The organism is Lentilactobacillus senioris, assembly GCF_026798195.1.
Taxonomy (GTDB): Bacteria; Bacillota; Bacilli; order Lactobacillales; family Lactobacillaceae; genus Lentilactobacillus; species Lentilactobacillus senioris_A.
This window is the reverse complement of record NZ_JAPQEZ010000017.1, coordinates 1-5,911: the sequence shown is the minus strand read 5'-3', so window position 1 is coordinate 5,911 and position 5,911 is coordinate 1. Positions and strand designations below refer to the sequence as shown.

Below are 5,911 nucleotides of genomic sequence, written 5' to 3'. Positions count from 1 at the left end.
TGGGCTTTTTAATTTCTGTTCGGATTAATTATAGAATTTGCCTGGGCGGCTTCAATAATTGCTTCGTGAAATTTTTCGTCCGCCTGACGATAGGCTTCGATTGAATGACGTTTGGCAGCTGCCGCCCGAATTTCGAGATAATAGCCCAGGGCCTTCAAATCGGTTGCGTTCCGGTTCAGGCAGGCAAGGTTGACGATGCTGATTTCCAAGGCCTTGCGGGCTTCGTAGGCTTCAATTGCCGGCGCTTCCCGTAACGCTTTTGAAATGGTTGGGTCGGGCAGGGTGTCGTGGATTACGGTGGTGCCCTTTCCCTGAATAACCTCGATTAAGCCGAGGTTGGCGAGTACTTTGATAGCTTCGCGGATTGTTGAACGGCCGACATTGTATTGCGCCATTAAGTTCGGTTCGGTGGGGAGCCGATCACCAACTGCTAATTCGTGGTTTAAGATGGCGGCTTCGATTTCCTGGGAAACCTTATCCGCTAAACTCTGGGACTTTGATTGATTGTTCTGGATGGTTGGCACTTCCTAACACCTCATTAAAGCTTACTTTTTTCCTCGTCATAACCTTCCAACAAGTTGGCATAACGAGCTAATGCAAATAGATAGTCTGAAAGCCGGTTCAGATATTCGAGAATTTCTTCATTCAATGGCTGGGCCTTATCGTTGAGTTCAACGACTAATCGTTCGGCCTTCCGAGCTAATGCCCGGGCATACTGCAACGCGGCCCCTGACGGGTTACCACCAGGGAGGATAAACGCTTTGATTACAGGTAATTTGGCCATGATGGCATCGATTTCGGTCTCTAACTGCTTGGTCTTCTCGTCAGTAATTTCATGGTGGCGCTTGACGGTGATGTCCGCTTGCAGTTCGTAAAGGTTGTGCTGGATGAGATTAAGTTTAGGCGCTAATTCTTGAGCTTTGGGTGACAAGATTGAGATCACATAACCCAACCAAGAGTCCAGTTCATCGATGGCCCCAAGCGCTTCAATCTGTAAGTCATACTTTGGGACCATTCGACCGGTGACCTGCTTGGTTTTACCGTGATCACCGACTTTAGTGTAGATTTTTACCATGTGTGTCGCTCCTTTGGATGTAAGGGTCAGTAGATTTATCATAAGCTAATTTTGCGCATTTTGCGATAATTAATTTTGGAAAATGAAAAATTTGTGGCACCTAATGAGGCTGCCGACCGGTAATGATTGCCTGCACAAATGCAGAAAGGCGCTCGTGGCCCATCATAAATAATTTAAAATGGAGAATCCGCATTTCGCCCTTTTCCCGCCGAATTTCGTGATGGTATTCGCGGTTGATTGATTTAATCCGGCGTTGTTCTTCTCGAGGGGAATTTTGCGGGTCGGGCGTGTACGTGCCAAACACGGATTTGTCGATAAAGCGAATATTGCGAAGAAACTCCTCACGCTGTTTTTCCGTCTTCTTGAATGGGTTCAAATGATTACCTCCTCACATAATGGTAATTTAACGCTGCTAATCGCGACCGTCAAGCGCCCAGGACGGGTTTTCGCCAAACAAAAACGGAAACCTTTGGTCAGATTTCCGTTCTTGGATCACCGCCGTAAAATGGGTGATTGGATGATTCAAATTTAAAAGATCATTATTACTTAATTGGGCAGGCGCCGCCTTCACAGTCGGTTTGACCGATAATTTCGGCACCCTTTTGATCATGGTTACCGCTCAACTGTTCAAATGTCCGTTGAACGTCACCGTGGATCTGCATGACCTTTTCTTCGTAAACTTTTGGCTCGATTGGTTCCTTAGGAGCTTGCTTGAATTCGTTACCAACGTAAGGCAATAACGACGTTGACTTAGTGGTGAAGCGGTACTGCTTCATCAGTGGGGCAATCTGGTCGCCTTCATCTGGTTGGAATGTAACGGTACAGCTAACCGCGTTATCGGACCAGTAAGTCTGCAGGAATGCCTGGGTGGCAAATTGTTCAGCAATCGAAACGTTCCCAGCTGAAGCAAAGGCTTTGCTGTCAGCGTGAGCAGCGCGGATTGGGAATTCAGCAACCATGGTGTTCTTGGAGTAAACGTCCTTTTCAACGTGGTAGCCGCAAGCTTTCAATGCTGGCAGCAACGGATCAGAATCTTGGAACCGGATTCGTTGAATCAGGTAAGGGGCGTAGTGGAAGTGCATGCCTTCCGAAACGCCGGCTAATTTAGCAACGGTCCCTGATGGCTTAACGGTTGTGTGTTTGAGGGAGGTGTTGCAGCCTAGTTCATCTGAGTAGTCCTTATCAGCTTTCACAACGGCCTTGTATAAACCATCAACCATTTTAACCGCACGTTTGTCGTAAATCGGCTTCTTGATTGCTTCGCCGGTTTCAGGATCCTTGGCGTCTTCGTAACCAACAACGACCCGGTTACCTAATTCGCTTAAAATCCAGTCTTGAATCCCGGACATTGAGATACCAATCCGGCGATTCTTCTTGATTGCTTTACGAGAAACTTCCCAGTCGTATGGGCTGAAAGTAACCCGTTTGGAGAAACGAGTCCCCAAAGCAAAGGCTTCATCGAGGTCCCAATTTTGCTGGCTGGCAACGTAAGGGAAGACTTCAAAGAGGTTACATGGTTCACCGTTTGAAAGTGAAATTTCACCACATGGGTTAGTCCCCTCAACGTTTGGATCGATGTCCTTTTGCAAGCCGTCGATTTTCCGGCCGTAGTTCTTGGATAATTCCAAGTTCACGATGCCGGGTTCGCCATTATGTTGAATGGAATCGGCGATTGGGCCGTAATTGCTGAATTTTGAGTCAACGGCAACACTGTTGTTAGAAGCCCAACGGTGATGCATGAGCTTTTCTTGGTCCTGCTTCATGGTGATGAAATCCTCATCATCGGCGGAGCCCAATGCTAATTCGGCAGAACGGCGAACGTTTCCGGCAACAACGGTCTTACCAATCATGTTGCCAATATCGGTCATGTCAACGGATGACAAGTGACGACGAACGCGGGCGTTCAAAATCTTGTTAATGTCAAATAGCATTTCAATGAGCGGCATTGGACCAGAGGCAGTTCCACCAAAGCCCTTGATCTTAGCACCCTTTTCACGGATGTCACTCATATCAAGAACCAGGTTCTTTTGACCCTTTGGATTAGTTGAAGCAAAGTGCAGGTCAATCAGATGCGCATTTGAAAGAACCCAGCCTTCGCGGGTATCGGGCAGGCGATAGTAAGCTGCATCGGTAATTGAATGCTTCTCAAAGTAGGCGTCCTTGTCAACGGCCCCCATTTTGAGGGAAGCATCATAGGATTTACTATTCTTGTCAATCACGATGGTTAAGTTGACTTCGTTGTTGACCAACGGAATCTTATGAACGTTTTCTTTAACGACAGAAAAACCGACACCGCCGCCCTTCATTAATTGGTCAAACATGAAGGAGTATGGCATTGAAACGGCTGGCTGATCCTTCTTCAAATATTCGGGCATAATGTGGCTGTCACCGTATGGTTGTGGGCGAATGCCGATAAACCAACAGTTGTTCAGGGCATCTCCGTTGCGAGCCTCATAAGGGGTTCCTGAGATCCACAGGTTTCGACCTGATGGGGTGGCAGCAAGGCCGTAGATTAATTTGTAAAGCTTCTTGGCTTCGTCGGTTAATTCACTGACTACTTGGGGATCCACATTGTTTTGGTGAAGTCGTGGGTCGAGGTTGATATTGCCCTCGACAACCCGCTTAACGGTTTCGTCCCAGTTCTCTGTCCGCTGCTTCTCTGGGATCCAACGGGCGTAAGTTCTCTTATATGTAACCCAGCCTAATTCGCCCCAGTGCGGTGTGATTTCGCTTTTTACTCGATTTATAAATTCATCAGATAGTGAAACTGATGAAAGTTTCATTGCTTGCATAACGATTCCTCCCGTACTTTTCATAAGTATTTCTTGTACTCATATTGACTTTGTTTCAGTCGCTTTTGATCGATTCGACACTATATATAGTATCTCGATGCGGACTGATAAGCAATATATTGTGCCTAAGAGAAATCGTCAGATGAACCGATGAACCGCGAGGCGACAAGGCTTGGCGTGGATAAAAAATATTTTGGGTTTAAAAATGGCAGATTGCAAGAAATAACTTGAACAAATTTAGTAACGCAGATCACGCAAAAAGATCTCAATCGGTGTTCGCCAATTTAAACATTTGAGTGGTCGGGAATTCAAATACCAGTTAATTTGAATCAATTCATCATCGGTAATCTCATCAATCGGTTGACCTTTGGGAATGAAGCGGCGTAGTACTCGGTTGCGATTTTCATTACTGCCTCGTTCATGTGGCGAATAAGCGTGCGCAAAGTACAGCGGAACACCGGTCTGTTCTTCAATCAAATTGTAGTTGGCGAATTCTTTCCCATGGTCAACAGTAAGGGTCTTGAGATTATCTCCTAACTGGTTAGCCATTTCTAAAATAGCCTTGGTCATTGAAGTACTATCTCGTCCATTAAGCCGTTTAACGATGGTAAGCCGACTCTTACGCTCGACAAACGTAGCTACTGCTTGACCTTTACGTTTTCCAGATAAAACTGTATCAGCTTCGAAGTGACCTGAAGTATTACGATCAGAAATTTCAGCTGGACGATCTTCGATGGAACGTCCATGACTAAAAGTACCACGGGTTTCTTTAGCTCGTTTGCGACGAATACCATGGTCAGGTAAATCGGTCACATTAATATCCAGTAGTCCCTGATCAATCCAGTTATAGATGGTTTTGTAGGCAATTCTAACTACATGAGCCACTTGTTCAATTGACCATTTTTGGATCTTGATTTTTTCTTCAATCAATCGCTTTAGGTTAGTCGTTAAGATGGTTTTACGACCACGATGACTAAGTTTAACTTCATGGTCAGTTTGAGCCTTAACTGCGTGATACTCACCAGCTAAGCGATGAACCTCATTAAAGATAGTGGTTTTACTAAAGCCTAAATAATCGGCAATATATTGAAGTGAGTGCTTTTCATGATGAAGTGTTTCGATGACAACGCAGTCTTCAAATGATAAAATAGTGGTGCTCATAAAGGTCCTTCTTTCTAGTGGAATGTTGTGGTGACACCATTAAAGACCTTTATGGGTTTTTCTGTCCACTAATATGTTCAACTTAAATTTTACAATCTACCATATCCAAAAAAACAGCGCCCCCTCCCACGAATGGTTCGTAATAATTTTTAATTTTTGACGGCAAATAACGTTTTATCTCTGGTAATAATTGTCGCTTTCCCCCAGCCCATTTGACAAAGGGCTTAACTAAAGGATTCTTGTGTATTGTCATTATATAAGTTCTCCTTTAGATTCTAATTTTTAATTTAAATACTAATTAAAGATGCGACCAACTTCCAGTAGCATCATTTTTAAGCATTTGTTATTTTACGCCTGTTTCAGGGCTTCTAATCTATTCTGATTATCTCATGTAAACCGGTTCAATGCACATCGAATTTCTTTCGGTATCTGATAAAGGTTGTCCGTTTAATCCCGGTATTACGGGCAACATCTACATCACTCATGCCCGTCTGGTAAAGTTTAAAAGCATGTAGTAAACGGGGATCATCTTCGGCATATTGAGGTTTCCGACCATGATATTTACCCTGCTGTTTAGCGAGGGCAATCCCTTGTTGCTGCCGTTCAATGATCCGCTTACGTTCGCTTTCAGCTTGATATTTATACAGTTCAATAATGAGATTCGTCATGACCTGGCGTAAATTAGGATCCGCAATCCCTGTCATGGACGGCAAGTTTAACACATCTAGGGTGGCCCCCTTATTTTGAATGGTGTTCATGATCTTAGTTAAGTCCTGGTTGTTTCGGCCTAAGCGATCTAATTCAGTGACCAGGACAATATCACCCTCGCGAACATAGGCGAGCATTTTTTGCAGTTCTGGCCGATTAGTGTTAGCTCCACTTA

6 protein-coding genes and 1 pseudogene are annotated in these 5,911 nt (G+C 44.7%); all 7 read right to left on the bottom strand.

The window, feature by feature from the left end; genetic code table 11:
• Positions 1-8: 8 nt before the first annotated feature.
• Positions 9-524 carry a FadR/GntR family transcriptional regulator gene (locus tag OXT66_RS09375; protein ID WP_268597039.1) on the bottom strand — a complete coding sequence of 172 codons (516 nt, stop codon included), beginning with the start codon at positions 522-524 and terminating at the stop codon, positions 9-11.
• Between the two features lie 14 nt (positions 525-538).
• Positions 539-1,075: a cob(I)yrinic acid a,c-diamide adenosyltransferase gene (locus OXT66_RS09370; protein WP_071665521.1), complete on the bottom strand. Its 537-nt coding sequence runs from the start codon at positions 1,073-1,075 to the stop codon at positions 539-541.
• A gap of 100 nt (positions 1,076-1,175) precedes the next feature.
• Positions 1,176-1,451, bottom strand: coding sequence for a hypothetical protein (locus tag OXT66_RS09365; RefSeq protein ID WP_008210697.1), 276 nt, complete (start codon positions 1,449-1,451; stop codon positions 1,176-1,178).
• A gap of 166 nt (positions 1,452-1,617) precedes the next feature.
• Positions 1,618-3,867, bottom strand: coding sequence for a ribonucleoside-triphosphate reductase, adenosylcobalamin-dependent (gene nrdJ, locus OXT66_RS09360; protein WP_040537491.1), 2,250 nt, complete (start codon positions 3,865-3,867; stop codon positions 1,618-1,620).
• Positions 3,868-4,104: 237 nt separating this feature from the next.
• The gene (locus tag OXT66_RS09355) at positions 4,105-5,028 is read right to left on the bottom strand and encodes an IS30 family transposase (protein ID WP_047021683.1); all 924 of its coding nucleotides are present in this window, start codon (positions 5,026-5,028) and stop codon (positions 4,105-4,107) included.
• A gap of 100 nt (positions 5,029-5,128) precedes the next feature.
• A pseudogene (locus OXT66_RS09350) lies at positions 5,129-5,281 on the bottom strand (DNA adenine methylase); the annotation flags it as partial.
• A gap of 148 nt (positions 5,282-5,429) precedes the next feature.
• Positions 5,430-5,911, bottom strand: a 482-nt coding sequence (locus OXT66_RS09345) for a recombinase family protein (RefSeq protein ID WP_268597038.1), incomplete at its 5' end; no start/stop codon positions are given.